Source organism: Caulobacter sp. ErkDOM-E, from assembly GCF_048541895.1.
Classification (GTDB): domain Bacteria; phylum Pseudomonadota; class Alphaproteobacteria; order Caulobacterales; family Caulobacteraceae; genus Caulobacter.
The window spans coordinates 1,443,568-1,467,682 of the sequence record NZ_CP183331.1; the positions used below are offsets into that span (position 1 = coordinate 1,443,568).

The following is a 24,115-nucleotide window of genomic DNA, read 5'->3' on the forward strand; positions in this document are numbered from 1 at the left end:
GCTTGCGTATGCCGCGGTCCCGGCTCTTCGCGCTTCGCGCTACGGCCGGGATGACAACGATATTGGCAGGAGGGCTCCGGCTGACTAGGAGTGCTCAGCCCCAGTTCACGAGCCCCCTCCATGACCCAGCCGAACACCGACGCCCCCCTGGCCGGCCGCCACATCGCCGTCCTGCTGGGCGGCCCGTCCTCCGAGCGCGAGGTCAGCCTCGTCTCGGGACGGGAATGCGCCGATGCGCTGGAGCGGCTGGGGGCCAAGGTCACCCGCGTCGATCCCGGCAAGGACGTGGCCCAGGTGCTGACCAGGGTCGCGCCGGACCTGGTCTTCAACGCCCTGCACGGCGAATGGGGCGAGGACGGCTGCGTCCAGGGCGTGCTGGAGACCCTGAAGATCGGTTACACCCACTCGGGCGTGCTGGCCTCGGCCCTGGCGATGGACAAGGCCAAGGCCAAGGCCGTGCTGGCCGCAGCGGGTGTGATCGTGCCCGGGGGCGGTCTGTTCAATCGACATATCGCCGCACGCGACCATGTGATGCAGCCTCCCTACGTTGTGAAGCCCAATGCCGAGGGATCTTCGGTTGGGGTATTCCTGGTTTTCGAAGGCGCCAACCGGCCGCCGCAGGAATTGGCAATGCCCACATGGACTTACGGCGAAGAGGTGATGATCGAGCCCTATATCCGCGGGCTGGAGCTGGCCGTCGCCGTGATGGGTGAGTCAAATGGTCCCAAGGCCCTTGCGGTAACCGATATTCGCTCGTCCACAGGTTTCTATGACTACGACGCCAAGTACTCCGAGGGCGGTTCCATCCATGTTTTGCCGGCCCCAATCCCTGACAGCGTAAGGGATAGGGCCATGCGGATGGCCGAGCTTGGCCACACAGCTCTTGGTTGCCAAGGCGTAACCCGGTCTGACTTCCGTTATGACGACATTAACGACCTTCTGTTCCTTCTAGAGGTCAATACGCAACCCGGCATGACACCGACTTCGCTCGCACCTGAGCAAGCCGCCCACGTCGGGATTTCGTTTGATCATTTAGTGCTCTGGATCGTGGAGGACGCTTATGCCCGCTGTAGTGCGGGGGGGACCGCCTAAGCCTAGGCGCCCTCGGGCCGAAGTGCCCGCAAGTCCGAACAAGGCTCGTTCGGCTCCGCCCACGGGCGCGCAGCCGGCTGCGAAACTGCGCGCCGCCAAGGGCGTGGGCTTGTCGCCCGCGTTCGCATTGGGGGTCGCCGGCGTAGCGCTTGGCCTTGGGCTTGTGGTGATGCTCGCGACCGGCCATCGGGCCGAGCGCCTCGTCACGGCTGCACGCCAGGGCGTGGACGGCGAGTTCGCGTCCGCCGGCTTCAAGCTCAAGACCCTGCACGTCCAGGGCGCCTCGGCCCAGGCCGATGCGGATATCCGACGCGCGTCGGGGCTGTATCTGGACCAGCCGACCCTGGGCCTGGACCTGGCCGAGATCCGCCAGCGCGTCGAGATGGTGGGCTGGGTCAAGGAAGCCAAGGTCGTGCGCCTGCTGCCCGATACCGTGCTCATCGCGGTCGAGGAACGTCCCGCCCTGGCCGTCTGGCAGAGTGGCGGCCGCATGCGTGTCATCGACGGCGAGGGTCGCGTGATCAGCGAGGCCGACGCCTCGCAGTTCCCGCAATTGCCGCTGGTGGTGGGGCAGGGCGCCGATCAGGCCGCCGGCGCCATCCTGCCGGCTGTCGCCGCCCGTCCGCGTCTTCGCGATCGTCTTGAAGCGCTGGTGCGCGTCGATGATCGCCGCTGGGATCTGCGCCTGAAAGACGGATCTTTGATCCAGCTTCCGGCGATTGACGAAGAATCCGCACTGATCCAGCTGGATCAGTTGGACCAGAGACAACGAATCCTGGATTTGGGGTTTGCGCGCATCGATCTGCGCGATCCCGATATGGTGGCTGTGAGACCCCGTGATGCGGCTCTGCCTGGGCAGACCGTGGCAGGCGGGGCGTAGTGTGATGGTGTTGGGGTGACGATAGCGATGTCGCGACTGGAAGATCGGAAACAGGCCCGTGACGGCTTGAAGGCGACGCTCGTTCGTCAGCCTGCGGTCGCGGCCGTCGATCTGGGCGCGTCCAAGGTCACGTGCTTCATCATGAAGGCCGACGGCATTCATCGTGACAACCGCACCCTGACCACAGCCGGCGTCGGCTATGTGCAGTCGCGCGGCGTTCGCGGCGGCGCGATCGTCAACCTGGACGAGGCCGCGCAAGCGATCGCCCAGGCTGTCGAGCGCGCCGAGACCGTGGCGGGCGTCAACGTCCAGGGCGTCAGCGTCTGCACCGCCGGCGGCCAGCTGGCCAGCAACCGCGTCCATACCCAGGTGTCCCTCGGGGCTCGGCCGATCGCTGACGGCGACCTGTCGCGCGCCATCGCCTCGGCCCTGGCCCAGGTCAAGATTCCCGGCCGCAAGCCGATCCACCTGCTGCCCATCGCCTGGTCGGTGGACGGGCAGCGCGGCATCCGCGATCCGCGCGCCATGTTCGGCCGCGCGCTGGGCCTGGAACTGCTGGTCGTCTCGATCAACGAAAACGTCTTCCACACCCTGGCCCACTGCGTCGAGCGCGCCCACCTGTCCTTCGAGGGCGTGGTCGCTGCGCCCTTCGCCTCGGCCCTGGCGGCCCTGGAAGAGGACGAGATGGACCTGGGCGCCGTCTGTATCGACATGGGCGGCGGCTCGACCTCGGTGGCGGTGTTCAACAACGGCGCGCTCTGCCACGTCGACAGCCTGGCCGTCGGCGGCGGGCACGTGACCCAGGATATCGCCCGCGGCCTGCAGACCTCGGTAGCCGGCGCCGAGCGCATCAAGACCCTGCACGGCAGCGCCATCGCCTCGGCCAACGAAGACCGCGAGATGATCGAGGCCCCGCCGCGCGGTGATGATCCGGGCGCCGGGCCGGTGATCGCGCCGCGCTCGCTGCTCAAGGGCATCATCCAGCCGCGCGTCGAAGAGACGCTGGAACTGCTGCGCGAGCGGCTGAAGGCCTCGGGCGCCCCGGTCGAGCCGGGCGCGGGCATCGTGCTGACCGGCGGCGCCAGCCAGTTGGCCGGCGTACGCGAAGTGGCCGTGCGCGTCTTCGATCGTCCGGTCCGTCTGGGCCGTCCGCGCCGGGTGCCGCATCTGGCCGACGCCGCCTCGGGTCCGGCCTTCTGCGCCGCCGCCGGCGTACTGCATCGCTCGGCCTTTGGTCCGCGCGAAGTGGTGTCTCCGAAGGCTCTGGCGACGGCCGCCCTGCGCAAGCGGCCCATGGACCCCAACGCCAGTCCGATGGCCAAGGCCGCCGCCTGGTTGCGCGACAACCTTTGACGCCCTCTCTTGACGGTTGTCGCCGGCGGTCACGCTTGAACGCGTGGTCAAGCTCTCGACGTGTCGCGAAATAGACCGCAGCGGCGTTCGGTCGCATCAACTATCAAGAACCATCCGGAACCCTTGGACTCCCAAGAGATTCTGTTGATGGACCAAGAATTCTGCTCAGGCAGCGCTCGACGTGTCCCCGACTCATATTATGCAGTTAACCGCCGATTAACGATGGTGGTTGTTCTGTTAACCCAATCGTCGAGGCGTTCCCGACGGTTGAACCGCCGGGGTCCTGTTTGACGATTTCGGCGTAAGGTCGCGAGGGTTCCATGGCTATTTCTCTTTCAGCGCCGCGCACCACTGAGCTGAAGCCGCGTATCGTCGTGTTCGGCGTCGGTGGCGCGGGCGGCAATGCGGTCAACAACATGATCGAGGCAGGCCTCGAAGGTGTTGAGTTCGTGGTTGCCAACACTGACGCGCAGCAGCTTCAGTTCGCCAAGACCGACCGTCGCATCCAGCTGGGCGTGCAGGTCACGCAGGGCCTGGGCGCCGGCGCCCACCCCGAGGTGGGCATGAGCGCCGCCGAAGAAAGCTTCCCCGAGATCGGCGAGCACCTGGACGGCGCTCACATGGTCTTCATCACCGCCGGCATGGGCGGCGGCACCGGCACCGGCGCGGCCCCGATCATCGCCAAGTGCGCCCGCGAGCGCGGCATCCTGACCGTCGGCGTGGTCACCAAGCCCTTCCACTTCGAAGGCCGTCACCGCATGCGTCTGGCCGACGCCGGCATCGGTGAGCTGCAGCGCTATGTCGACACCCTGATCGTCATTCCCAACCAGAACCTGTTCCGCGTCGCCAACGAGCGCACGACCTTCGCCGAAGCCTTCGGCATGGCCGACCAGGTTCTGCACTCGGGCGTTCGCTCGATCACTGACCTGATGGTCCTGCCGGGCCTGATCAACCTCGACTTCGCCGACGTCCGCACGGTCATGACCGAAATGGGCAAGGCGATGATGGGCACCGGCGAGGGTACCGGCGAAGACCGCGCCCTGATGGCCGCCCAGAACGCCATCGCCAACCCGCTGCTGGACGAAGTCTCGCTGAAGGGCGCCAAGGCCGTGCTGGTCAATGTGACCGGCGGCATGGACATGACGCTGCTGGAAGTCGACGAAGCCGCCAACGCCATCTCCGATCAGGTCGATCCGGAAGCCAACATCATCTTCGGCGCGGCCTTCGATCCGTCGCTGGAAGGCGTGATCCGCGTCTCGGTGGTCGCCACCGGCATGGACGGCGCCTCGATCGCCCAGATCGAGCCCAAGCCCGTCACCCGCAACACCACGACCGCGCCGCTGATCGTCGACACCACCCGTCCGGCCCCGCAGCCTGAGCCGGCCCGTCCGACCTCGCGCTACGAAGCGCGTCCGTTCGATCGCCCGGTTGCCCAGTCGACCACCTACGCGCCCGAGTCCGCTTACGAGCCCGAGCCGGAAGTTGTCGCTGAGGCGCCGCAAGCCGACCTCTATTTCCAAGAGCCTGTCGTGTCCGAGGCCGCCCCCGAGCCTCGCATCACCACGCCGGCTCCGCGCACCGTGACCCGGATCGTCGATCCGATGGTCGACGACGTTGAGGAAGCGCCGCTCTACACCGAGCAGCACTATGCCGACCGGCAGCCGCAGAAGTCCGGCGGCTGGATGAGCCTGTTTGGCGGCGGTCGCCAGCGTTACGACCAGCAACCCGCGCCGCAACAGCAGCCGCAGGCGCGTTCGACCTCCAACGCCCGCCCGACCCTGCAACCGCTCGAGTCGCAACAGGTCGATGAAGGCGAGGATCTCGAGATCCCGTCGTTCCTGCGTCGCCTGGCGAACTGATCGGTTCGATCAAGGTCTGAAGTCTGAAGCGCCCGGGGTGAAAGCCCCGGGCGTTTTGCTGTTTGGTCGGTGACTTGCCCCCTCCTGACCGCTTCGCGGTCGTCCTCCCCCGTAGGGGGAAGATGAAGATCGGCGCGTTTCATCTTCCCCCTACGGGGGAGGAGCGCCGCAGGCGCGGAGGGGGCTAGTGGTGGCTAGATCACCCGTAAGCCTGCTATAGACTTGGCACATCCTGCCAATTCTGCACCCAAACAGGTCACATGAAGCTCAGCCGCGCCGATCGGAAAATCCTCGAGATCCTGCAGCAGGACGGCAAGATCTCGAATGTTGATCTGGCCGAACGGGTCGGGCTTTCGCCCAGCCCCTGCCTGCGCCGCGTCAAGCAGCTGGAGGCTTCGGGCCTGATCTCCGGCTATGTGGCGCTGCTGGATCGCCGCAAGGCCAGTCTGGACCTGCTGGCCTATGTCGAGGTTCAGGTCGATCGCCACAGCGAAACCGCCGCCGAAGCCTTCAAGGAAGCGGTGCTGCGCGAGCCCCTGGTCGTCGGCTGCTATGCCATGACCGGCGGCTATGACTATCTGCTGCGCGTGCTGGCCCCCAATCTCGACGCCTATGCCGAGTTCACGATGAAGCGCCTGCTGAAGATGCCGGCGGTCAAGGGCATCCAGTCCAGCTTCGTGCTGGAGACCATCAAGGACTCACCGGCCCTGCCGCTGGATTTTCTGGATTAGGCGGGCGTCACAGCCCCTTCAATCCGTCATTCCCGCCCTTGTGGCGGGAACCCCTCGTACCGCCGCAGGTGCGAGAGGGGCGAAGTGCGCGCGCACTTCGCTGGCGCTTCACGTTGCAGCTGAAACAGGGGTTCCCGCCACAAGGGCGGGAATGACGAAACGTTATTGAGCGTGATTGGTGAAGTTGGATAGCAGTTTTTATAATTTTGTTGGCACAATGTAGCTATAAAGGCAGCGATTTAGGTCATAATCGACAGGTTCTGACTTCTCCATCCGGCTATCCTGACCGCTGTTCATTCGAGGAGCGGTTTTCATGCTGGTTGTCGACCAGAAGCCCCTGGCTTCGGCCGTCCCGTCCCCCGTTCGCGCGGCGCTGGAAACCGTTCAGGCCTATCGCTCCGGCATGACCCTGGCCGAGGCCGGTCGGCGCACCGGCCGTGACACCTTCTCCAAGCTGGCCAGCAACGAGAACCTGCTGGGCGCAAGCCCCACAGTCGCCGCCGCCGTCCAGGCGGCCCTGGCCTCGCCCGAGATCTATCCCGACCCCTATTGCGAGACCCTGCGCGGCGCCCTCGGCGCGCACCTGTCGGTCGACCCGGCCCGGATCGTGGTGTCGCCGGGCTCCGAAGCTCTGATCGACTATCTGTTCCGCGCCGTCATCGCGCCGGGCGAAACGATCCTGCTGTCGACCCCGACCTTCCCGGCCTACGAGATCTTCGCCAAGTGCGCCGAGGCGACCATTGTCGACGTGCCGCGCCTGGCCAATTTCGATCTCGACGTCGAGGCCTTCAAGGTCGAGGCGGCCAAGGGGCCCAAGCTGCTGGTCCTGTGCACGCCCAACAACCCGACGGGCAACGCCCTGACCGGCGTCGATATCGGCGAGATCCTGGCGGTCACGCCCTGCTCGACGATGGTCTTCGTGGACGAGGCCTATCGCGAATATCACGAGGCCTTCAACACCTTCGCCCTGCTGGAAGCCTGGGGTGGTCCCTGGGTGTCGGCCCGCACCTTCTCCAAGGCCTATGGCCTGGCCGGCCTGCGGGTGGGCTATGGCGTCGCTTCGTCGGCGCAGCTGGTCGGCTATCTGGATCGCCTGCGGCCCCCCTTCAACGTGACCTCGGTCAGCCAGGCCGCCGCCCTGGCTGCCCTGGCGGATGTGGACCATCTGCAAAGCACCGTGGCCCTGACCCTCGCCGAGCGCGGCCGGGTCGAGGCGGCGTTGGTCGCCATGGGCATCGAGCACACCCGGAGCCAGGCCAATTTCGTGTTCCTGCGTTCGCCGGCGGGCCCGGAAGCCACGACCGCGCGCTTGCTGCAGGAAGGGCTTATCATCCGTCCGACCCCGGTGGCCGGCGGCTGGGTTCGCATCACCATCGGCCGTCCAGCCGACAATGACCGCCTGATCGCCGCCTTGCCGGCCGCGCTGGCCAGCTGAGCTTCGGAGAGACCTCATGTCCATGACCCCCGAAAATCCATTGGGCCTCGACGGCTTCGAGTTCGTCGAGTTCACCAGCCCCGATCCGGCCGCCATGAAGGCGCTGTTCGAGGCCCTGGGCTTCGTGCCGGCCAGCAAGCACCCGACCAAGGCCGTGACCCGCTACAAGCAGGGCCGCATCAACCTGCTGGTCAATGAAGAGACCACCGGCCAGGTCGCCGAGTTCCGCGCCGCCCACGGTCCCTCGGCCAACGGCATGGCCTTCCGCGTCGAGAACGTGGAAGCCGCCTATGCCGAGGCGCTCAAGCGCGGGGCCGTCGCCGCCGACGCCAGTAAGACCTTGCTGGGCGAGGGCGCGCGGGTGCTGGAAGGCATCGGCGGTTCCATGCTGTATCTGGTCGAGCGCCATGGCGATCTGGGCACGATCTATGACAGCTGGGACCAGATTCCGGGCGCGGCGCTGGCCGAGGCCAAGAACAATGTCGGCCTGGATCTGCTCGACCACCTGACCCACAACGTCAAGCGTGGCCAGATGAGCACCTGGTCGACCTTCTATCGCGATGTCTTCGGCTTCGAGGAGCAGAAGTATTTCGACATCAAGGGTCAGGCCACGGGCCTGTTCAGCCAGGCGATGATCGCGCCCGACAAGGCCATCCGTATTCCGCTCAACGAGAGCCAGGACGATCACAGCCAGATCGAGGAATTCATTCGCCAGTACAATGGCGAGGGCATCCAGCATCTGGCCCTGACCACGCCGGACATCTACGACACCGTCGAAAAGCTGCGCGCCCGGGGCGTCAAACTGCAGGACACCATCGAGACCTATTACGAGCTGGTCGACAAGCGCGTGCCCGGCCATGGCGAGGACCTGGAACGGCTGCGCAGGAACCGCATCCTGCTGGACGGCAATGTCGGCGAGGAAGGCCTGCTGCTGCAGATCTTCACCGAAAACCTGTTTGGCCCGATCTTCTTCGAGGTCATTCAGCGCAAGGGCAATGAGGGCTTTGGCAACGGCAACTTCCAGGCCCTGTTCGAGAGCATCGAGCTGGACCAGATCCGCCGCGGCGTGATCACGGTCGAGGCTTAGGCCGCCTCCGAATTCCCCTTCCTTGTCATCCCGGCCGAAGCGTAGCGTAGAGCCGGGACCCAGGGGCTACCGCAGTGCGCCGGCCCCTGGGTCCCGGACAGCCTCTGCGAGGCTTCCGGGATGACAAGGTTTAGTTGCTGATCGCCAAGGCTCGGGAACGCACATGGACCTCAAATACCAATCCGGCTTCGGCAACCACTTCGCCACCGAGGCCGTCCCCGGCGCCCTGCCGGTGGGCCAGAATTCGCCGCAGAAGGTTGCCTTCGGGCTCTATGCCGAGCAGCTGTCGGGCGCGGCCTTCACGGCGCCGCGCCACGAAAACCGCAGGAGCTGGCTCTACCGTCTGCGGCCCAGCGCCGGTCATGGCCGCTATGAGCCCTATGCCCAGCCGACCCTGGCCAGCGGGTCGTTTGACGGGCCCGTCACGCCCAATCGCCTGCGCTGGGATCCGATCGAGATCCCCGCCGAACCGACCGATTTCGTCGACGGCCTGCTGACCCTGGCCGGCAATGGCGATGTGGCGACCCAGGCCGGGATCGGCATCCATCTGTATCTGGCCAACACGTCCATGACGGACCGGGTGTTCCAGGACGCCGACGGCGAGTTGCTGATCGTGCCGCAACAGGGCGTGCTGACCCTGGTCACTGAGCTGGGCGTCCTGACCGCCGGCCCCGGCGAGATCGCCCTGATCCCGCGCGGCGTGCGGTTCCGGGTCGAGGTCGACGGACCCTCGCGCGGCTATGTCTGCGAGAACTATGGCGCGGCCTTCAAGCTGCCCGACCTGGGGCCGATCGGCGCGAACGGCCTGGCCAATCCGCGCGACTTCGAGACGCCGGTCGCTGCCTTCGAGGATGTGGATACCCCCACGGAGGTGATCCAGAAGTTCCAGGGGGCCCTCTGGTCGTCGCAGTGGGATCACAGCCCGCTGGACGTGGTGGCCTGGCACGGCAATTTCGCGCCCTGCAAATACGATCTGTCGCGCTTCAACACGATCAATACGGTCAGCTTCGACCATCCCGATCCTTCGATCTTCACGGTCCTGACCTCGCCCAGCGAGATCCCCGGCACGGCCAATTGCGACTTCGTGATCTTCCCGCCGCGCTGGATGGTGGCCGAGCACACGTTCCGGCCGCCGTGGTTCCATCGCAACGTGATGAGCGAGTTCATGGGCCTGGTCACCGGCGCCTATGACGCCAAGGCCGGCGGCTTCTCGCCTGGCGGGGCGTCTCTACACAACGCCATGAGCGATCACGGCCCCGATCTGGCCAGCTGGCAGGGCGCGGTGGCGGCCGATCTGAAGCCGCACAGGATCGAGAACACGATGGCCTTCATGTTCGAAAGCCGATGGGTGCTCCGCCCCACGCGATTTGCTCTGGAGCATTGCGCACTTCAGGCCGACTATGACGCCTGCTGGTCGGGCTTCCCCAAGGCCGTCCTGCCTTAACGATAACGACAACGAGGAAGCGCCCATGAAGCTCGCGTCTCTCAAAGGCGGCCGTGACGGCCGTCTGGTGGTGGTCTCCAACGACCTGGCCTGGTTTACCGACGCGGCGACGATCGCGCCGACCCTGCAGGCGGCGATGGATGACTGGGGACGCTGTGAAGCCCTGTTGCGCGGCCTGGCCGAGAGCCTGGAGCACGGCGGCGTTCCCAAGGAGCGCTTCCACGAGCATGAGGCCGAGAGCCCCTTGCCCCGGGCCTATCAGTGGCTGGACGGCAGCGCCTATGTGAACCACGTGCAGCTGGTGCGGCAGGCGCGCGGCGCCGAGATGCCCGAGACCTTCTGGACCGATCCGCTGATGTACCAGGGGGCCTCCGACGGCTTTCTGGGCCCGCGCGACGAGATCCCGCTGGCCGACGCCGCCTGGGGCTGCGACCTGGAAGGCGAGATCGCCGTGATCGTCGGCGACGTGCCGCTGGGCGCGACCCGCGAGGAGGCCCTGGCCGCCATCCGCCTGGTGATGCTGTGCAACGACGTGTCGCTGCGCAACCTGATCCCGGCCGAACTGGCCAAGGGTTTTGGCTTTGTGCAGTCCAAGCCGGCCAGCGCCTTCTCGCCGGTCGCCGTCACGCCGGCCCTGCTGGGCGACGCGTGGAAGGACGGCAAGCTGCACGGCGCCCTGCTGGTCAGCCTGAACGGCGATGACTTCGGAGCGGCCGACGCCGGGGTCGACATGACCTTCGACTTCGGGACCCTGGTGGCGCATGCCGCCAAGACCCGCGGCCTGGCGGCCGGCACCATCGTCGGCTCGGGTACGGTCAGCAATCGCGGCGCCGACCAGGGGCCGGGCAAGCCGGTCGCCGAGGGCGGCCTGGGCTATTCGTGTCTGGCCGAGCTGCGCACCGTCGAGACCCTGGTCCACGGCAAGGCCAGCACGCCGTTCCTGCTGGGCGGCGACACCGTCCGGATCGAGATGAAGGACGCCAAGGGCCACACGATCTTCGGGGCCATCGAGCAGACGGTCGAGCGGGTTTGAGTCCAGAAGGCGAACAGGTCGAAGCGGCTGGACGGGTCTGGGCGACGCGGGCCGGGATCAGTCTGGGTCCGCTCGACCTGATCGCCGACGGGGCGGCGCGCAATTATGTGCTGCAGATCGGCGACAAGCGCTTCCACGGCTTCGTGGTCCGGCGGGGGGAGGCGGTGTTCGGCTATGTCGACCGCTGTCCGCATGCCGGCCTGCCGCTGGCCCAACAGCTTGATCAGTATCTGACGCCGGACGGCGGGCTGATCGCCTGCTCCTGGCACGGAGCGATGTTCACGGTCGAGGCGGGGGCCTGCGTCGGCGGTCCCTGCGTGGGAGCCAAGCTGTCGCCCTGGCCGGTGGAGGTCCGCGAGGGGCGGGTGGTGACGGCTTAGCCACCACCCGTCTTCGAGGTTAGGCCTGGGCCACCGCCCGTTCCTTCATGTGCTTGACCATGCCGATCGCGGCCAGGGCGTAGTGCAGTCCGGCCCAGGCGTAGAAGCACAGCGAGACGATGATGCCCTGCTGGCTGGCCAGGGCCAGGGTGGTGCGGCACTGGTCGGCCAGCGCCACCGGCGAACCGGCCGGAGCCACGCCGCCAGGGCAGGCGACCGCGAAGTTTGTGGCTGTCTCGGGCAGACCAAACGAGCCAAACAGCGAAGCGATCAGGCCGCCGGCGTCAGGCGTATTGAAGTTGTACTGCGCCAGATGGTCGATCAGCCAGCCGGTGAACACCGGCCCGCCGCCGAGCGCCAGCAGGTTGAGGAAGAAGAACAGGATGGCCGTCGCCGTGGCCCGGCGATGCGGATCCACCGAGTTCTGAACCACGCCAAAGGTCGGGGCCAGATACACATAGTGGAAGATGCCCGGGACCAGCAGGATCAGGGCCGTGGCCTGCCAGGTCGGCTGCAGATAGGCCAGGACGTAGATCGGGGTGCAGATCAGCAGGCCCAGAGCCGGCGTCAGAGCGTACCATTTGGCGCTCTTCTTGCCCGCCCAGTCGCTGAGGAAGCCGCCGACCAGGGTGCCGACCCCGGCCGAGAAGCCGCCGATCAGGCCGGTGATCAGGCCCACCTGCGCCAGGTCCAGGCCAAAGGCCCGCACGAAATAGGACGGCACGAAGGCGCCCGAGCCATAGGAGCCGAACGAGGCGATGGTCACGCCCAGCACCATGTGCAGCACGGGCCACTTGCCAAACAGCACCTTGGTCACGGCCCACATTTCGCGGAACTCGTTGCCCATCGAGAAGGCCGGCTTGGGCGGTTCGACCACCACATCCTCGGCTTCGAGCGGCTGTTCCTTGGCTTCCGAATGACCGCGGGGAGGCTCCTTGACCACCAGCTTGACGATGATCGCCAGCAGGATGCCGGGCAGGCCGACGATCACGAAGGCCACGCGCCAGCTGAACTCCTGGGCCAGCCAGCCGCCGGCCACGGCGCCGAACATGGTGCCCAGCGGGATGCCGAACGAATAGATCGACAGGGCCGTGGCCCGCTGCTTGGGCGCATAATAGTCGCTGATCAGCGAGTGGCTGGGCGGCGAGCAGCCGGCCTCGCCGATGCCGACCCCGAAGCGGTAGGCGGCCAGCTGGGCGAAGCTGGCGGCGCTGCCGCACAGGGCGGTGAAGCCCGACCAGATCACCAGCGACACCGAGATGATCGTCACGCGGTTGAAGCGCTCGGCCAGCCGCGCGATGGGAATGCCCAGGATCGTGTAGAGCAGGGCGAAATAGAGCCCGCCCAGCAATCCCAGCTGCGTATCGGTCAGCTTCAGGTCGACCTTGATGGCCTGACCGATGGTGGCGATGATCGTGCGATCGATGAAGTTGAAGGTGTAGGTGGCGAGCAAAAGCCCCAGCACCGTGGCCTTGTAGCCGTTGGAATACAGCGGTTTTGTTCCGCTGGACGCAATCGCGTCTGCCATGCTGGCGCGCTCCCTTCAAACATTTGTTCTAATTGTTGAGGGGACTGTAGACGTAACGGAAGTCGCAGCGCCAGCGGGATTTGCCAGGGTGATCCAGAAGCCCTTCCCCCTTTGCAGGGGGAAGGGAGACGTCACAGAATCTAGGCCACCATGTCCTCGCGGATCGTCTTTCGGGCCTGCCAGAACAGGGCGAAGGCGCCCAAACCCATCAGGGTCGAGACGATCAGGGCCCAGCGCACGCCTTCGGCGGCGCCCATGCCCATCGGCCCGGCGAAGAAGTCGCTCAGCGCGCCGACGCCCAGGGGGCCCAGGCCCAGACCGATCAGGTTGATGATCAGCAGCAGCACCGCCGCCGCCGTCGCCCGCATCGCCGGGTTCACGATGCTTTGCGCCGTGGCATAGACCGGGCCGTACCACAGGGTGCCCAGAAGGGTCGGGATGGTCAGCACCAGCAGGGCCGGCATGGCGCTCGGCAGGTTGATGGCCAGGATGTAGAACGGGATGGCGATCAGGGACGCGATCGCCGGAACGATGACATAGGCCCGCAGGTCCTTGGCCCCCAGTCGGTCGGCCAGAACTCCGCCCAGCCAGGCTCCGATCACCCCGGCGGTGCCGCCGATCAAACCCAGGGCCAGACCCAGGAAGCCGGCGGACTTGAGGCCAAACATCGCCGCCAGCTCCGCCAGCTCGGCCGTATGGTTGCGGAAGAAGAACGAGGCGGTGAAGGGCGCATGGCCGTAGCCGATAAAGGCCTTGATCGAGGCGGCCAGGGCCACCAGCCAGAAGGTCTTCTTGGCGCCCAGAACCGTCAGTGCGGCCTTGAAGCTGATCTGTGAAGCCGCGCGGGCGGCGATGTCGGCGGCCAGCTGGCGGCGCGGCTCGACCAGGGTGAAGGCCGCGATCAGGGCGAAGATGATACCCGGCGCGCCGGCCACCATGAAGGCGACCCGCCAGCCATAGGCGTCGGCGACCAGCCCGCCCATGGCCATGCCGGCCAGGGTGCCCAGCGGCGTGCCGATGGAATAGAAGGCGATGGCGCTGGCCCGTTTTTCCCGGGGCACATAGTCGCTGATCAGCGAGTGGGCGGGCGGGGTGCAGCCGGCCTCGCCGACCCCCACGCCGATGCGGGCCAGGATCAGCTGCCAGAAGTTCTGGCTGAAGCCGCACAGCACGGTGAAGCCGCTCCAGACGGCCACCGAGATGCCGATGATCATCGGGCGGTTCTTGGTCTCGGCCAGCCGGGCGATGGGGATGCCCAGCACGGTATAGAAGATCGCAAAGGCCAGGCCGGTCATCATGCCCAGCTGCCAGTCGGCCAGGCCAAGCTCGGCCTTGATCGGCTCGGCCAGGATATTGACCACCTGCCGGTCCAGGAAGTTCAGGGTGTAGATGATCAGCAGCACCCACAGTGCGTAGCGGCGATAGCCGGCCGAGACGGGGTTGATAACCGGCGACGGTGTGGCCGTTTCCGCCATGGGCGTCTGCTCCCTCGAACGTTTGTTCTAATTGTTGTGGCGACTTTAGACGCAGGTTAATCGGGATGGCTACCCGCCATCTGCCGTCAGGGAATACGCGTCATGGAAATCGTTATCGGCACCCGCAAATGGTCCAGCTGGTCGATGCGCCCCTGGCTGGCGCTCAAGCACACCGGCGCGCCGTTCACCGAAACCCTGATCCAGCTGCGCCAGGTCGGGCTGTCCGAAGAGATCGGCAAGCACTCGCCCAGCAACCTGGTGCCGGTGCTGAAGGACGGCGACCTGGTGCTCTGGGACTCGCTGGCCATCTGCGAATACCTGGCCGAGGCCTATCCGGACGCCGGGTTGTGGCCAGCCGACAAGGCCCTGCGCGCCCTGGGCCGGTCGGTGGCGGCCGAGATGCATTCGGGCTTCGGCGCGTTGCGCACCGAATGCCCGATGGAGCTGGAGACCCGCGACAAGATCATCGACCTGTCCGAGGCGGCCAAGGCGGACATCCGCAAGATCGCGGCGCGCTGGAACCAGCTTCTGGAGCGCTCGGGCGGGCCGTTCCTGCTGGGCGCGTGGTCGATCGCCGACGCGTTCTACACCCCGGTGGCGACGCGGTTTGCGACCTATGGGATCAAGCTGGGCGACTACGGGGATGCGGGGCCGGCCCAGGCCTATTGTGATCGTTTGCTGCAGACGCCGGAGTATCTGGCGTGGGAGCGGGACGCGCTGGCGGAGTAGGGGGGCGACAGATTGAAGGTCTGTTGTGGGTGGGAAGCGTTCGTTGCTCCCTCTCCCATAGGGAGAGGGTTGGGGGGAGGGGTTACGGCGTTCGACGGAGTGCCGGCACGCCGTCAAGCCTCGTAACCCCTCACCCTCCCACCGCTTCGCGGCGGGCCCCTCCCTCTCCCTAAAGAAGAGGGATCTAGGACCGCCTCTGGCGGCCGCGTCGCGGCGACGCGGAGCGTCGTCCTTGAGAGACCTTTCCAGTCCGGCGATCGTCTCGCCGTGAGATTTAGGGATGGCTCCCTTCGGCGCGAAGGGGGGCGGGTCGCCTCTCTAGTAGATCACCGTCATTCCCGCCCTTGTGGCGGGAACCCCTGTTTCAGCTGCCACGTGAAGCGCCAGCGAAGTGCGCGCGCACTTCGCCCCTCCCGCACCTGCGGCGGTACGAGAGGTTCCCGCCACAAGGGCGGGAATGACGGGAGTTATGGGGATTGGCCGTACTGTATCCCCGCACTTTCCAGAACAAACCCAAGCCAGATCAACGGCTTGCAAAATAGTTGATCGCGCCCATCAGACGCGCCGAAACCGCCTGCATAATCAATCTCACCTGACAGCACGGGAAGGGCGTCCGGCCGGCGACCAGCGACGGCTGTCAGGGGTGATCGAGCGGGGCCACCGTTCGGGCGTATGCCCGGGCGGCCGGTTTAAAGAGAGGGCGGGTGACGTAAACCCGCCCATCGGGGGCTAGCCAAGGCCCCCGCCCGTCCGAAGGTTCGCTCCGGGTTCCTCCGGAATCGGCGCGGCTGCAGCCCAAGGCTGGGTCCGTCGCGAGGAGGGCAAAACCCGGGTGGGGCAAAAGGCTGAACAGGCCTGCGCACCCCGGCCAGAGGGATAACGATCACGCGGAGCGTCTGTCTTCGTCGAAACGGTACTTATACAAATCCTCATCCGGGCGAGGCCCGGACGCTCCGCGACCCTTCCCATCTCTTCAGCGGCCCACCGCGTGAAGCGGCGAAGCCGTGTCCCGCCGCCGGCGCGACCCATCGTCGCCCATTCACAATTAATGGCGATTCACCACGCCTCGCGACCCGGCCTTAACCAAGCATCGCCATTCTGGCCTCGGAAAACGGGATTGGAATGGACATGGCCCAGCACGTCGAAACCCTGGTGATCGGAGCCGGCCCCGCAGGTCTGACGACCGCCTATACCCTGGCCAAGGCCGGGCGGGGCGTGACCGTGCTGGAGATGGACCCGGTCTATGTGGGCGGCATCAGCCGCACCGTCGACTACAAGGGCTTCAAGTTCGACATCGGCGGCCACCGGTTCTTTTCCAAGTCCAAGGAGGTGGTCGATCTCTGGAACGAGATCCTGCCCGACGACTTCATCGACCGGCCGCGCCTGTCGCGCATCTATTACCGCGAGAAGTTCTACGCCTATCCGCTGAAGGCCTTCGAGGCCCTGGCCAATCTGGGCGTCTGGACCGCCGCGCTTTGCATGGCCTCGTTCGGCTGGGCCAAGGCGCGTCCGATCAAGGATCCGACCACCTTCCACCAGTGGGTGCGCAACCAGTTCGGCGAGAAGCTGTTCTCGATCTTCTTCAAGACCTACACCGAGAAGGTGTGGGGCATGAGCTGCGACGAGATCTCGGCCGACTGGGCCAGCCAGCGCATCAAGGGCCTGGACCTGGCCGCCGCCATCATCGACGGCGTCAAGCGCTCGCTGGGCGTCCGCGCCAAGGCCACGGCCGAGGGCGCGCCCAAGACCCTGATCGAGAGCTTCCGCTATCCCCGCAAGGGCCCCGGCATGATGTGGGAGGCCTGCGCCGACAAGATCCTGGCCCTGGGCGGCCAGCTGCGCATGGGCCGCAAGGTCGATGGCCTGCGCTATGACAAGGCTACCCGCCTGTGGACCGTCGAGGTCACCCGCGCCGACGGCTCGACGGAGACCTATACGGCCGATGACGTCGTGTCCTCGGCCCCGCTGCGCGAGCTGATGCAGGCCGTGACGCCCACGCCGATCAGCCTGTTCCAGGCCGGCGAGCTGATGTACCGCGACTTCATCACCGTGGTGCTGATCGGCAAGCCGCAGAAGGAACTGCCCGACAACTGGATCTATATCCACGACCCGTCGGTGAAGGTGGGCCGGGTGCAGAACTTCCGTTCGTGGTCGCCCGAGATGATCCCCGATGGCGTCTCGACGTGCCTGGGCCTGGAATATTTCTGCTTCGAGGGCGACGGCCTGTGGACCTCGAGCGACGAGGACCTGGTCGCCCAGGCCAAGCGCGAGATCGCCAAGATCGGCCTGATGAACCCCGACGAGGTCTATGACGCCTGCGTGGTGCGCCAGCACAAGGCCTACCCCGTCTATGACGATGCCTATGCCGAGCACATCAAGATGATCCGCCTGGATCTGAAGATGCACTTCCCGGGCCTGCACCTGGTGGGCCGCAACGGCATGCACAAGTACAACAACCAGGACCACGCCATGATGACCGGCCTGCTGACGGCCGAGAACATCATCGCCGGCGAGACGATCCACGACGTGTGGGAGGTCAATGAAGACGCCGAATATGGCGAGGCCGGCGTCTCGGGGGCTCGTGAGGCCCTGAGCAGCGTCCGCGCCGTGCCGCGCAAGGTCGCCGCCTGAGCATGAACCTGCTAGCCGACCTCTGGCGTCGACTGCCGGTGGGCCTGCGCGAACTGGGCCTCTACGGCCTGGCCAGCGCGGCCGCCCTGGCGGTGGACTGGGGCCTGCTGCTGGTCCTGCACGGGGCGGGGCTGAACTATCTGGTCGCCACGGCCATCGGCTTTTCCGCCGGCATCGCCGTCACCTATGGCCTGAGCGTTTCGGTGGTCTTCCGCCATCGCCCGATCGCCGACCGCAAGCGCGAATTCGCCGGCTTTCTGGGCGTGGGCCTGGCTGGCCTGGTCCTGACCCAGCTTCTGATGGCCTTCTGGGTCGAGCGGTTGGCCATGGCGCCGGGCCTGGCCAAGATCCCCACCGCGGGACTGGTCTTCATCTTCAACTTCACCGTCCGGCGGGCGCTGCTGTTTCGCGCGCCTCGCGCCCAGTCTTGAGCTTCGGGGCCGTGAGCGGGCCGGGGACCTGGCGGATCGGTCGCTGGGCGTTCCTGGCGGTCGCCGCATCCCTGATGGCGCTGAGCCGCGTCCATGTCGGGCTGCGCCATGACGCCCGGCTCTATTTCGGCGACGCCCTGGCCCGGCTGGACCCGCAGGGGGTCGGCCGCGACCTGATCTTCGCCCATGACGGCCAGTTCGGTTTCAGCCTCTATACCCCGGCCCTGGCCTGGCTGGTGAAGGGGCTGGGCCTGGACGCCGCCGTATTGCTGGTCAGCGGCCTGGGTCTGGTCCTGTGGCTGGCGGCCCTGCTGCTGCTGATGTCGCGCCTGCTGGCCGACCTGCCCGTCGTCTGGCGCCGCGCCGCGACCGTGCTGGTCATCGTTGTCGCCCCCTATTACGGCGCGCATGAAGTGTTCGCCTATGGCGAGGCCTTCGCCACCCCGCGTATCCTGGTCGAGGCCGTGGGCCTGGCGGCCCTGGCCGCGTGGCTGTCCGATCGTCGCTGGCTGGCGGGCGGGATGCTGGTCGCGGCCATGGCCCTGCACCCGATCATGGCCCTGTGCGGCCTGGCTGTGCTGTTCGTGGCCCTGTGCCTGGAAGACCGCCGCTGGCTGCTGGCCGGCCTGGCCGGCGCGGTGGTGCTGGCGATCGCCGCCGCCCTGCGTTTGCCGGTCGCCGAGCGTCTGCTGCTGGTCATGGACCCGGCCTGGCGGGCGATCAGCGAGGACCGCAGCCCCACCGTCTTTGCGTCTCTTTGGCCGGCCGAGGCCTGGGGACGGATCGCCGTCCAGGCCGTGACCCTGGGTCTGGCCGCCGGCCTGAGCCAGGGCCCGGTTCGCCGCCTGATGACCGCCGCCCTGATCGCCGGTCTGCTGGGCCTGGGCTTTGCCTGGATGGCCGACCGGCTGTCGCTGGTGCTGCCGATCCAGCTCCAGGCCTGGCGGACCCTGGCCCTGATGGCCATCCTGGGCGCCGCCGGTCTGGCGGTCTGCGGGCGCGAACTGGCCAGGCGCGGTCCCACGGGCGTGCTGACCCTTTGCGCCTTGATCATCGGCTGGACCTATATCGGCTGGGGCGCCATCGCCCTGATCGCGGCCGGCGTGGCGCTTGCCGCTGTCCTGATCGGCGACCGCGCTGCCTGGAGCGCGCCCAAACGCGCTGCGGGCGTGATCATCGGGCTGACCGGGCTGGTCCTGATGGCCTGGCTGCTGGTCCGGCTCAAGGGCCTGCACCAGGGCCTGGCCGTCCTGCCGCCGGGGCAGGGCGTTGGTCCGGGGCTGATCTGGAACAGTGGCCTGCTGGGCTGGATCGCCGCAGCTTTGGCCCTGGGGCTGGCGGCGCGACCCACATGGCTCAAGCCGTGGCTGGCCGTGATGGGCGCCGCTGCCCTGGCGCTCCTGGCCCTGCTGCTGTGGGACAACCGCTCCGCCTTCGCCCGGCAGCGCGATTCCGGTCCAGACCCCGCCTTGCAGGCCATGCTGGCCACGCGGCCGGGCGAGGTCCTCTGGCTGGCGGGGGATGTCGAGCCCTGGACCCTCGCGGGACGGGCCAGCTGGGCCAGCAAGTTCCAGGGCGCGGGGGTAGTGCTGTCGCGGCCCCTGGCCATCACCCTGAACGCCCGAATCGATCGGCTGATCGCCGCCGGTCTGGTCGGCGAAGACTGGCGTACGCCGTTTGGCCTCGCGCCATCATCGCCGAAAGTCCCGACCCTGGCGCGGGTGTCAGCGGTGTGCGCCGGCGCCGATGCTCCGGCGTGGATCGTCGCGCCGCTGGCGCCCGAGGCCAGGCTGGATCCGGCGCTTGCCAGCCGCCTCTGGACGCCGAACGCGCCCTACGAACTGGACCTTGGCGCACGTTGGTTCGTGGCGACGCGCTACGCGGTGATACCCTGCGCGGGCCGTTGAATTTCGTCGTTTGAGCGCTCTTGCAGTGCGTCTGGGGTGCGCAGCGACCGCGCGCTCCAGCAGACCAGATGCACGAACAGATCGATCAGGCCGATGATGGCCGCGACCGCGAAAATTCCGGATGTCATGATGATGACGGGGGTGGTCATGGAAGCTCTCCCAAGCTGCGGGACTAACCGTCCGCTGGGCGTTTTGTTCCGCTGATAGCGCTCCCAAATCCATGCTGCGGCGCACCCTCTCTTGACAACGTTGTCACGTCTGGAAGGAATGCCGCGTCCCGCGAAGACGGACAGGGGAGTGAAACATGACAGGCTTGGGTTGCGGCGCGCCGATGCGCGCCACGGTGAATGGATCGGCGAAAAGCCGGTCGTCGCGGAACGAGGTCTGATCGATGGCTAGCACCGCAACCGCCCAGAAGGGCAAGGGCGTGGCCCTGGCCGTCGTCTATGTCACCTGCCTGTTCTTCATCTGGGCCCTGGTCACCAACCTGCTGGATCCCCTGCTGAAGACCATGAAGACGGTCTTCACCCTGAGCCCGGTCCAGGCCAACCTGACGGGCTTTGCCTTCTTCATCGCCTATGGCCTGATGTCGCTGCCCTCGGCGGCGTTCCTCTCGAAATTCGGCTATGCCAGATCGGTGATGGTCGGCCTTGGCGGTATCGTCGCCGGCTGCTTCATCGCCATCGCGGCGGCCAAGCTTCATACCTACAGCCTGGTGCTGACCGCCCTGTTCGTGATGGCCTCGGGCATCACCCTGCTGCAGGTGGCCGCCAATCCGCTGATCGCCTCGCTGGGCAAGCCTGAGGACTCCTCGTTCCGGCTGAACCTGTCCCAGGCCTTCAACTCGCTGGGCGCGGCCTGCGGCCTATGGTTCGGCGCCAACTTCCTGCTCAAGGGCGAGATCTTCGAGAAGGATATCGTCGTCACCCAGGCCATGCGCGAGCAGGCCCTGGGCTTTGTCTCGAACGTCTATCTGGCGATCGGCCTGGGCCTGGCCCTGTTCATCCTGGCCATCTTCCTGGTGCGCCAGCGGATCACCGACGCTGCTCCCAAGACCGGCAAGCTGGTCAGCCCGTTCACCGCCCTGAAGTCCAAATGGGCCAATCTGGGCGCCTTGGGCATCTTCGTCTATGTCGGCGCCGAAGTGGCGATCTCGCTGAACCTGCTGCTGTTCCTCGAGCAGACCAACATCCTCAACATCTCGGCCGAGCAGGCCGGCAAGCTGACCACCTTCTACATGGTGTTCGCCATGATCGGCCGCTTCGGCGGCTCGGCCCTGCTCAAGGTCGTGAAGGACTATGTGCTGCTGGCGGGTGTGGCCCTGGGTGCGATCGCGCTGTGCCTGGTGGTGATCGTCACCAGGGACATGGTCCCGACTGCCCATACCGGCGTGCTAAACCTGTTCCTGGCCCAGGCGCCGCTGACCAGCGGCCTGATCCCCGCCGGCGCCGCCCTGCTGATCGGCCTGTTCAACTCGATCATGTTCCCGACCATCTTCACCCTGACCCTGCAACGGTCCTCGGCGCCCACTTCGGCGACCTCGGGCCTGCTGTGCATGGCCATTGTGGGCGGCGCTGTCCTGCCGCTGGTGTTCGCCTCGATCGAGCAGGCGACCGGTTCCAAGGCCCTGGCCTTCGCCGCGCCGCTGATTTGCTACGTCTATGTCCTGTGGTTCGCGCTGGCCGCCAAAAAGGCGCCCGTGCACGAGATCACCGAGGAAGTGGTCGGCGGCCACTAACGCCTCAACCGGATTAGCTGACGACGCCCGTCGACGCCCTCCAGCGTCGGCGGGCGTTTTGCTGTCCGGGACGCCACGATCCTGACGCGGGGGCGTGATGTTCAGAGGCTGACGAGTTCTGGTCAGTCATGGATTTGCGATGCGCGGGAGAGCGGCAGGCCCGAGGACGGAACGCCGCAAGCCGGCCGGACGGGGCCGCCTGCTGGCGGTGACGGTCAGCCTGGCCGCCCACGCTCTGGTCCTGACCGGGCTGCTTCTGTCGCGTCCCGCTGCGCCGCCCGTCGAGCCGGAATCGATCATCGTCTCGATGATGGAGCCGCCGCCGCCCCCTCCACCGCCACCGCCTCCACCTCCGCCCGAGACCGCGCCGAAGACCCAGGCGCCGGCGCCGGCCAAGGCCGCGCGTCCGCGCAGTCCAGCCCGGCCCACGCTCGCGCCGCCGGATATCGAGCCGATCCAGGCCGCCAGGGTCGCGACGCCCGAACTGGTGGCGGGTCTGGGCGAGTCCGATCTGGTCGGCGCGGCCACCGCCGGTTCCGGCTCGGGCGGCGGCGAAGGCTGCAACATGGTGCGGCTGCTACAGACAGCGCTGCGCAAGAACCCCCGGGTGCAGGCCGCCGTGGCCAGCGCCCATCCCGAGACGATCCGCGCCGGTCGCGCCATCCTGGTCTGGAACGGCGACTGGGTGAGGACGAGCAGCCAGGAGGGCAAGGGTCTGGCCGGCATCCGCCAGGCCATCGCCATGGAGGTGGCCTTCGCGCCCGAGGCCTGTCGCGCCGAGCCGGTGCGGGGCCTGGTGCTGATCTCGCTGAAAGACGGCCCCGGCGCGGCCCGCCTGGCGCTGGGGTCGCGCGCGTGGCGCTGGTCGGACCTGCTGTTCGCGCGCTGAGCCGGCCGCCTACGCCCCAGCTTTCCTAATGCCGACCTTGGGAAAACCTTGCTGGTAAATCCCACTTATCCGCACGACATTGGCAGCCAGGGTACTTTTCAGGATCGATCATGGCCGCCGCGACTTCCAAATCCCGCTTCATCAGCGGCTTCGGCTTCCAGGTGCTCATCGCCATGGTCATCGGCCTGGGCCTGGGTCTGCTGGCCCGCGAGCTGGGTCCGGCGAAAGGCGAGGCGGGTTTCGTCCTGGCCGAGACCCTGCGCCAGATCGGTTCGATCTTCGTCCAGCTGCTGCGCGTCTTGGTGCCGCCGCTGGTGTTCACGGCCATCGTCGCCAGCATCGCCAATCTGGCCGAGCTCCAGAACGCCGCCCGGCTGGTCTGGCGCACCCTGTTCTGGTTCGCCGTCACCGCCCTGATCGCCGTGCTGATCGGCATCACCCTGGGTCTGGTCCTGCAGCCGGGTCTGCACACCACCGTCGCCGCCGCCGAAGCTCATGCGCCCAAGACCAACGGCTCATGGCTCGACTTCCTGACGGGCCTGGTCCCCGCCAACGTCCTGGGCCTGACCGCCTCCACCTCGATCAATGACGCCGGCGCCGCCAAGACCTCCCTGTCGTTCAACGTCCTGCAGATCCTGGTGATCTCGCTGGTCACCGGCGTCGCCGCCCTGAAGGCGGGTGAGGCCGGCAAGGGCTTCCTGGCCTTCAACGCCTCGGCCCTGGTGGTGGTGCGCAAGGTGCTGTCGTGGGTGATCCGCCTGACGCCGATCGGCACCATCGGCCTGCTGGGCAACGCCGTGGCGCAATATGGCTGGACCACCCTGGGCCAGCTGGGCGCGTTCACCGGCGCGATCTATATCGGCCTGGGCCTTGTGCTGTTCGTCGTCTATCCGGCGCTGCTGGCGGCCAATGGCCTGAACCCGCTGAAGTTCTTCGCCGGCGCCTGGCCCGCCATCCAGCTGGGCTTTGTGTCGCGCTCGTCGGTCGGCACGCTGCCGGTGACGGAAGCGGTGACCGAGCACAGCCTGGGCGTGCCGCGCGCCTATTCGGCCTTCGCCGTGCCGCTGGGCGCGACCACCAAGATGGACGGCTGCGCGGCCATCTATCCGGCCATCTCGGCGATCTTCGTGGCGCAGTTCTTCGGCTTGCAGCTGGGGATCACCGACTATTTCCTGATCGTCTTCGTCTCGGTGATCGGCTCGGCCGCCACGGCGGGCCTGACGGGCGCGACGGTGATGCTGACCCTGACCCTGTCGACCCTGGGCCTGCCGCTGGAAGGCGTGGGCCTGCTGCTGGCCATCGACCCGATCCTGGACATGGGCCGCACGGCCGTGAACGTCGCGGGCCAGGCTCTGGTGCCGACGATCGTCGCCAAGCGCGAGGGCATTCTCGATTTGGATGTCTACAACGCCGGTCGTACGCCGGCCGATGTGGTCCAGGCCGCCGAATAGGCGAGCGCGGTTGCGCCATGCGGCTTTAGCGGCGAGGTTGCC

At 67.1% G+C, this 24,115-nt stretch carries 21 protein-coding genes and 3 pseudogenes; 20 read left to right on the plus strand and 4 right to left on the minus strand.

Annotated features, from left to right (window positions below; genetic code table 11):
- Nucleotides 1-120: 120 nt before the first annotated feature.
- The 12 genes and pseudogenes from ACN2C7_RS07140 (at nt 121) to ACN2C7_RS07195 (ending at nt 11,294) form a co-directional block, all read left to right on the plus strand.
- Nucleotides 121-1,092, plus strand: a complete 972-nt coding sequence (locus tag ACN2C7_RS07140) for a D-alanine--D-alanine ligase (RefSeq protein WP_419320759.1) — start codon at nt 121-123, stop codon at nt 1,090-1,092.
- Nucleotides 1,061-1,972: a cell division protein FtsQ gene (ftsQ, locus tag ACN2C7_RS07145; RefSeq protein WP_419320760.1), complete on the plus strand. Its 912-nt coding sequence runs from the start codon at nt 1,061-1,063 to the stop codon at nt 1,970-1,972. The genes ACN2C7_RS07140 and ftsQ overlap by 32 nt, the downstream gene beginning before the upstream one ends.
- 27 nt (nt 1,973-1,999) lie before the next feature.
- Nucleotides 2,000-3,325: a cell division protein FtsA gene (gene ftsA, locus ACN2C7_RS07150; protein ID WP_419252011.1), complete on the plus strand. Its 1,326-nt coding sequence runs from the start codon at nt 2,000-2,002 to the stop codon at nt 3,323-3,325.
- Between the two features lie 320 nt (nt 3,326-3,645).
- Nucleotides 3,646-5,184, plus strand: a complete 1,539-nt coding sequence (gene ftsZ / locus ACN2C7_RS07155; protein ID WP_419320761.1) for a cell division protein FtsZ — start codon at nt 3,646-3,648, stop codon at nt 5,182-5,184.
- Between the two features lie 260 nt (nt 5,185-5,444).
- Nucleotides 5,445-5,915, plus strand: coding sequence for an Lrp/AsnC family transcriptional regulator (locus ACN2C7_RS07160; RefSeq protein WP_419320762.1), 471 nt, complete (start codon nt 5,445-5,447; stop codon nt 5,913-5,915).
- A gap of 20 nt (nt 5,916-5,935) precedes the next feature.
- Nucleotides 5,936-6,072: pseudogene (locus ACN2C7_RS07165) on the plus strand (hypothetical protein); the annotation flags it as partial.
- A 156-nt stretch (nt 6,073-6,228) separates the two neighbouring features.
- Nucleotides 6,229-7,350, plus strand: coding sequence for a histidinol-phosphate transaminase (hisC, locus tag ACN2C7_RS07170; protein ID WP_419320763.1), 1,122 nt, complete (start codon nt 6,229-6,231; stop codon nt 7,348-7,350).
- Between the two features lie 16 nt (nt 7,351-7,366).
- Nucleotides 7,367-8,437: a 4-hydroxyphenylpyruvate dioxygenase gene (gene hppD / locus ACN2C7_RS07175; protein WP_419320764.1), complete on the plus strand. Its 1,071-nt coding sequence runs from the start codon at nt 7,367-7,369 to the stop codon at nt 8,435-8,437.
- A gap of 11 nt (nt 8,438-8,448) precedes the next feature.
- Nucleotides 8,449-8,571: pseudogene (locus ACN2C7_RS07180) on the plus strand (hypothetical protein).
- A gap of 29 nt (nt 8,572-8,600) precedes the next feature.
- On the plus strand, nt 8,601-9,881 hold the full coding sequence (gene hmgA, locus ACN2C7_RS07185; RefSeq protein WP_419320766.1) for a homogentisate 1,2-dioxygenase: 1,281 nt from the start codon (nt 8,601-8,603) through the stop codon (nt 9,879-9,881).
- A 25-nt stretch (nt 9,882-9,906) separates the two neighbouring features.
- Nucleotides 9,907-10,914, plus strand: coding sequence for a fumarylacetoacetate hydrolase family protein (locus ACN2C7_RS07190; protein WP_419320767.1), 1,008 nt, complete (start codon nt 9,907-9,909; stop codon nt 10,912-10,914).
- Nucleotides 10,911-11,294 carry a Rieske (2Fe-2S) protein gene (locus ACN2C7_RS07195; protein WP_419320768.1) on the plus strand — a complete coding sequence of 128 codons (384 nt, stop codon included), beginning with the start codon at nt 10,911-10,913 and terminating at the stop codon, nt 11,292-11,294. The genes ACN2C7_RS07190 and ACN2C7_RS07195 overlap by 4 nt, the downstream gene beginning before the upstream one ends.
- 19 nt (nt 11,295-11,313) lie before the next feature.
- Here the strand turns inward: ACN2C7_RS07195 and ACN2C7_RS07200 are convergent, their stop codons facing one another.
- Both ACN2C7_RS07200 and ACN2C7_RS07205 read right to left on the minus strand, forming a co-directional pair.
- Complete coding sequence (locus ACN2C7_RS07200; RefSeq protein WP_419320769.1) at nt 11,314-12,822, minus strand: spinster family MFS transporter; 1,509 nt, start codon at nt 12,820-12,822, stop codon at nt 11,314-11,316.
- 140 nt (nt 12,823-12,962) lie between these two features.
- Entirely contained in the window at nt 12,963-14,297 is a 1,335-nt protein-coding gene (locus ACN2C7_RS07205; RefSeq protein WP_419320771.1) for a spinster family MFS transporter, read from the minus strand.
- 102 nt (nt 14,298-14,399) lie between these two features.
- Here ACN2C7_RS07205 and ACN2C7_RS07210 point away from each other — a divergent pair, with 102 nt between their 5' ends.
- Both ACN2C7_RS07210 and ACN2C7_RS07215 read left to right on the plus strand, forming a co-directional pair.
- The gene (locus ACN2C7_RS07210) at nt 14,400-15,026 is read left to right on the plus strand and encodes a glutathione S-transferase family protein (protein WP_419320772.1); all 627 of its coding nucleotides are present in this window, start codon (nt 14,400-14,402) and stop codon (nt 15,024-15,026) included.
- Nucleotides 15,027-15,055: 29 nt separating this feature from the next.
- Nucleotides 15,056-15,199, plus strand: coding sequence for a hypothetical protein (locus tag ACN2C7_RS07215; RefSeq protein WP_419320773.1), 144 nt, complete (start codon nt 15,056-15,058; stop codon nt 15,197-15,199).
- Between the two features lie 157 nt (nt 15,200-15,356).
- On the opposite strand, the pseudogene ACN2C7_RS07220 reads toward ACN2C7_RS07215, so the two are convergent.
- Nucleotides 15,357-15,493, minus strand: a pseudogene (locus ACN2C7_RS07220) (hypothetical protein); the annotation flags it as partial.
- 661 nt (nt 15,494-16,154) lie between these two features.
- On the opposite strand from ACN2C7_RS07220, the gene ACN2C7_RS07225 reads away from it, so the two are divergent.
- Genes ACN2C7_RS07225 through ACN2C7_RS07235 form a run of 3 tightly spaced genes read left to right on the plus strand, consistent with a single transcriptional unit; the run spans nt 16,155 to nt 19,995 of the window.
- Nucleotides 16,155-17,657: an NAD(P)/FAD-dependent oxidoreductase gene (locus ACN2C7_RS07225; RefSeq protein WP_419320774.1), complete on the plus strand. Its 1,503-nt coding sequence runs from the start codon at nt 16,155-16,157 to the stop codon at nt 17,655-17,657.
- 2 nt (nt 17,658-17,659) lie between these two features.
- Nucleotides 17,660-18,088, plus strand: a complete 429-nt coding sequence (locus ACN2C7_RS07230; RefSeq protein WP_419320775.1) for a GtrA family protein — start codon at nt 17,660-17,662, stop codon at nt 18,086-18,088.
- 11 nt (nt 18,089-18,099) lie between these two features.
- The gene (locus ACN2C7_RS07235; RefSeq protein WP_419320776.1) at nt 18,100-19,995 is read left to right on the plus strand and encodes a hypothetical protein; all 1,896 of its coding nucleotides are present in this window, start codon (nt 18,100-18,102) and stop codon (nt 19,993-19,995) included.
- Here ACN2C7_RS07235 and ACN2C7_RS07240 read toward each other — a convergent pair.
- Nucleotides 19,965-20,144 (minus strand): hypothetical protein, encoded by a 180-nt coding sequence (locus tag ACN2C7_RS07240; RefSeq protein WP_419320777.1) that lies wholly within the window; start codon nt 20,142-20,144, stop codon nt 19,965-19,967. The two genes, ACN2C7_RS07235 and ACN2C7_RS07240, sit on opposite strands and share 31 nt — an antisense overlap.
- Before the next feature lie 242 nt (nt 20,145-20,386).
- Here ACN2C7_RS07240 and ACN2C7_RS07245 point away from each other — a divergent pair, with 242 nt between their 5' ends.
- The 3 genes from ACN2C7_RS07245 to ACN2C7_RS07255 all read left to right on the plus strand — a co-directional run bounded on the left by ACN2C7_RS07245 (nt 20,387) and on the right by ACN2C7_RS07255 (nt 24,073).
- Entirely contained in the window at nt 20,387-21,733 is a 1,347-nt protein-coding gene (locus ACN2C7_RS07245; RefSeq protein ID WP_419320779.1) for a sugar MFS transporter, read from the plus strand.
- A gap of 139 nt (nt 21,734-21,872) precedes the next feature.
- Nucleotides 21,873-22,622, plus strand: coding sequence for a hypothetical protein (locus ACN2C7_RS07250; protein WP_419320780.1), 750 nt, complete (start codon nt 21,873-21,875; stop codon nt 22,620-22,622).
- 110 nt (nt 22,623-22,732) lie between these two features.
- Complete coding sequence (locus ACN2C7_RS07255) at nt 22,733-24,073, plus strand: dicarboxylate/amino acid:cation symporter (RefSeq protein WP_419320781.1); 1,341 nt, start codon at nt 22,733-22,735, stop codon at nt 24,071-24,073.
- Nucleotides 24,074-24,115 lie beyond the last annotated feature (42 nt).